The 4,179-nt window shown below is 43.6% G+C and carries 2 protein-coding genes; both read right to left on the reverse strand.

Annotated elements, in window-relative coordinates:
- Window positions 1-108: 108 nt before the first annotated feature.
- Complete coding sequence (locus CALSC_RS25250; RefSeq protein ID WP_088243933.1) at window positions 109-2,475, reverse strand: ABC transporter permease; 2,367 nt, start codon at window positions 2,473-2,475, stop codon at window positions 109-111.
- A 600-nt stretch (window positions 2,476-3,075) separates the two neighbouring features.
- On the reverse strand, window positions 3,076-4,077 hold the full coding sequence (locus CALSC_RS25255; protein ID WP_088243934.1) for an alpha/beta hydrolase: 1,002 nt from the start codon (window positions 4,075-4,077) through the stop codon (window positions 3,076-3,078).
- Window positions 4,078-4,179 lie beyond the last annotated feature (102 nt).

Below are 4,179 nucleotides of genomic sequence, written 5' to 3' on the forward strand. Positions count from 1 at the left end.
CTTATGATATAGCCATCCATGCAAAAATCACCCAAGCTCTTTCTCCCCCTGCTTCCTGCCCCCTGCCCCCTTGCAGTCCTAATGACAAGTATTTAACCGAACATGATATTACTCCCTTGTCTTCAATACGCCAATTAAATCCAAATGAACTAGTTGACGATGTACTATTAATCCAGAAATTATGGCAGCGATCACAATAAAGATAAAGGCAAATCCATAGGATGTTTGGCTAATTACTAGGGGAAAACGGTAAAGCTCAGAATCATAAGTTCGGGACATTAAGGCACATAAGCCAAAGCCAATTACAGCCCCTAGGGGAATGGCTAACCCGGTTAATACTGCCTGTTCTCCCAAGAGGATAAAGGCTACCTCTGCTTGATTAAACCCAATTACTCTCAGTGTTGCTAGCTCTCGTCCTCTTTCGGAAAGGGAAATTCGGGCAGAATTATAAATAACTCCAAAGGCAATAATACAAGCAAATATTACTAATACTATAGTAAAAATATTGAGGCTGGCAGCAATGGTTTCTTGAAAGCGATCGATGGCACTTTCCCGAATGGATACTCCTGTAACTGCTGGGGTGCGTTTGAGTAAGGTATAGAGATGTTCTAGTTCTAGGGAATCGACTGTGATATAAGCTCCAGAAACCGTTCCCCCTTCTTGCATCAGCCGATTTAGGGCGTGGATGTCCATATATGCAGAAACACCAACTAATTCATCCAATAACCCAGCCACAGTAATAGTACGGGTTGGTCTGGCTCCTTCTAATACTTCTACTGTCAGTGTATCTCCTGTTTTAACTTCCAGAATCTCTGCCAGTTTCCTGGTTAAAATTACCCCTTCTGGAGGTAAATTAACTGGGTGTAATTGCCTATCCAATAAACGACGGAGTTGTGCGTCCGATTCAATCCCTGTTATACCCAAGCGATAGCTACGGTGTTCAAATCGTAACTTAGCTGGCACACTACGGAATACTTCCGTCCTCAGTACACCGGGTAAATGCTCCACTTCGTAGCGCACCCTGGCGGGGCGGGGTTCGTTAAATGTAATCATCACATCCTCTCGCTGAATATGACGAAATTGGACATCAATCATATATTCCATCGCATCTTCAAAATAGTGACCCATGATCAGGATGGCAACGGCAAAGGCAATACCAATGGTGGAGAGTGATCCTTGTACTGGCTTACGTTCTAAGTTACGCAGAATCATCCGCCCCGTAGGGGAAAATAACTTTTGTAAGCCAATTCTTTCCACGATTGTAGGGCGAAATCGGGCAGGTGGTTCGGGACGCATGGCTTCTGCTGGAGGTAAAGAAACTGCCTTACGGACAGCAGTAATAGCACCGATAATTGCTGCCCCTCCACTAATAGCGATCGCTGCCACAATTAGATTCATCCCGGCTTGATAGCGGAGGATGGGGAAAGAGAAAAAATTGGTGTAGTTTTCAGTTACAGCCATGCCAAACCACAATCCTACAGCAAGTCCTAGGCTTCCTCCCACCAATACAATGATCAATACAAACTTCAGATAATGCCAAGCGATCGCTCTATTGCCATAACCAAAGGCTTTGATCACAGCAATTTGATCCCGTTGGGTGCTAATCAAACGGGAGAGTAACATATTTAACAAGAAAGCAGCAATTCCCAGGAAGATAGAAGGGGCAACGGTAGCAATCCCTTGTAAACTAGTAATTTCTTCGGAGAGAAAGCGATGAGAAAGTTGGTCTTTGCGGGTGTATGCACCCAAACCACCATACCTTGTCAACAGGCGATCCAGGCGAAAAATTACATCTGCATCCACAGCATTGGGCATTAAGGTCAGGGTAACATCGTTGAATGCCCCATCCATATTAAAAGCCGTGCCTAAAGCCTCCCTTCCCATCCAAATAATTCCAAACCGTTGATTATCAGGGAATATATCCCCCGCCCCCTGAATGGCATATACATACTCCGGAGACATGGCTATACCCACAATTCGCAACCTTTGCCAACGTCCATTAATTACTGCACCGATAGTATTGCCCAAATCCAGGTTATTAGCTTTGGCAAAGCCCTCACTAACTAATACCTCATCAGCCTTATCCCCTTGAATGTAACGTCCCTGACGCAGATATAGATCATTAAGCATGGGCATTTGTCGCGGGGGAATAGATATAAGTCTGCCAATTGCCGGTTCTTCCCTGCCTTGAATATCCAAGTTGACATCTGCCACTACCCGCGTCTGTACCTGTACTACACCAGGAATTGCCTCTATTTGATCCCTCAAGGATTCAGGTGCCCGTTTTAACTGAGCAAATACCTCGGCAAAGCGATACTGTTGGTAGTAGGTTGATTGGGTAAGTTTGAGGGATTCATAGGCACTCTGCATACAGACAAAACTAGCAATTCCACAAGCTACTACTAAAGCAATGGCAATAATTTGTCCTCGCCAGTGCAGGAAATCACGTAGGAGTTTTTTGTCGAGGGCGGTCATAAAATTTTGGATTTTGGATTTTGGATTTTGGATTGAGATCGTTTCCGTTTGTATCGGAATTATTTAAATTTCCTCTCTTTTTCTTTTCCTCTGAGCCTCTGCGGTTTTTTATCATTCCGGTGCAGCCAGATTTAATATGACCAGAAGAAGCAGGGGAAATGACCTTCCTCCCCCTGCTCCCTGCTCCTCTGACCAAAGTCAGGTGCTTGTATCCTTTTATTCTTCGGTCATCAAAATTGTGCCGTTAGTCAGGATATCTGCAAAATCGAATCACACACTGCTAATGATAATTTTCTAATATCACAATACAGTTTGTTCTACTCAAATTTTTGATAAATCTTATTGAAAAAGCCAGTCCCAATCAGGAATTATATCATGTCCGCCTGATTATTTATGATATTGCCATCTATGCAAAAATCGCCAAAACTCTTTCTCCCCCTGCTCCCCTTCGGGTTGCGCCACTTGACGGCAGTTGCTTTATGGCGGGGAACCCGTCCACCGCACTGCCTCCTTTATGCCGGGAAACCCGTCCACCGCAATGGCTTACCTGCTCCCTGCACCCTTGCAGTCCTAATGATAAGTCTTTAACCGGACGTGATATTATGGGCAATTAGTGGCAATGAATTTACCAATTCTAGCGATCGCTTCTCGTGCTTCGGATAAATCCGTGGCGAAAAAATGCCACATATGAATCATATTGTCCCAAATTTGCAGTTCTACCTCTATATCTTCTTCCTTAGCTCTTTTTGCTAGACTACGAGCATCATCTAGTAAAATTTCTGAGCTTCCTACCTGAATTAATAGTGGTGGTAAGCCAGATAAATCAGCATAAAGTGGAGAAGCGAGAGGATGACGGGGGTTGGTGTGATTGAGATACATTTGGGCAAATAAATCCAACATCCAAGGTTTTAAAATTGGATCTACAGCTGCTTTGGTTTCCATAGAACTACCCAAGCATTCTAGATCCACCCAAGGGGAAAGACAAACCGCCGCCCCAGGTAAGGGTACTTTTGCTTCTTTGAGGGCGGCTAGGGTAACCATTGTTAAACTTGCACCTGCTGATTCTCCAGCGATCGCTATTTTCGCAGGATTAGCTTTAACTTCATTAATCAGCCAATTGTAAGCAGTCAACCCATCATCAACAGCTGCGGGGAAAGGATATTCCGGGGCGAGGCGATATTCGATTAAGAGAATACGGGAATTGGTGGCTTGAGAGAGAAAATAACACAGGGTTTTATGGGTGCTGGGAGAACCAGATACATAAGCGCCACCGTGGAGATAAAGAATTATGCGACTAGAATCAACATCAGGGGCGCTAATCCAATCAGCCGGTACACCATAGGCATTAATATGGTGACAATGGATATCTGGGGGGGGAGGATATAAAGTAGCGATCGCTTGCAAACGCTCTCTGATATTTTTGATTAAACTGCTGCGGAAAGTTTGCCACAAATTAGCAGGTAATAAATTTTGTGTTTTTGTCCGCTCTAAAATATAGCAAGTTAGCAGGACTTGCTCACCAATAAAATCGATGAATGGTTGTGCAAAGACTAACTCATTTTGTAGTCGTCTAATTATTGTATTTATTTCTGTGATTGACATAAATAACTATTCAATTCACTTTTCAATCAAATAATCGTCAATGACTAAAGCATCTAATCCAGAGGTATAAAAAACAGCGATCGCATCTTCAATAGAATGGAT

It is taken from the genome of Calothrix rhizosoleniae SC01, assembly GCF_900185595.1.
Lineage (GTDB): Bacteria > Cyanobacteriota > Cyanobacteriia > Cyanobacteriales > Nostocaceae > Calothrix_A > Calothrix_A rhizosoleniae.